This window comes from Pseudomonas sp. YQ_6 (assembly GCF_043103245.1).
Lineage (GTDB): Bacteria > Pseudomonadota > Gammaproteobacteria > Pseudomonadales > Pseudomonadaceae > Aquipseudomonas > Aquipseudomonas alloputida.
The window spans coordinates 1-370 of record NZ_JBICJR010000074.1 but is presented as its reverse complement, the minus strand read 5'-3'; the positions used below and the strand labels follow the sequence as shown (position 1 = coordinate 370).

The 370-nt window shown below is 62.7% G+C and carries 1 protein-coding gene; it reads right to left on the bottom strand.

Annotation, left to right across the window (positions count from 1 at the left end; translation table 11 throughout):
- Window positions 1-370, bottom strand: a 370-nt coding sequence (locus ACF8FG_RS25785) for an immunoglobulin-like domain-containing protein (RefSeq protein ID WP_392519360.1), incomplete at both ends; no start/stop codon positions are given.

Genomic DNA, 370 nt, shown 5'->3' with positions numbered 1-370 from the left:
TGCAGGTTCTCGAACGTTGCGCCGGTGGCGTCTACCGCCGAATTGATACCAAGGCTGATCTGGCCAGCATCGTTGTAGACGTCATCGCCCTGCGCGTCATGGGTGTATGGCGCGCTGGTCTCGCCAGCCTTGATGGTGACCTGGGCGTTGTTGCTCAGGGTCACGACCAGGTCGTGGGCCAGCGGCTGGTTGACGTGCACGGTGAAGGTTGGCTTGACGTTCTCGGCCACCGAGGTCTGGTCGGCGGTGATGGTGACCTTGACCAGGTCGCCTTCGTTGCTGCCGCCCGGGTTGCCTGGGGTGCCAGGCTCGTCGGTCACGGTAGTGCTGACCGGGGTTTTGTCGAGGTTCAGTTGCTCAAACTTGCCGA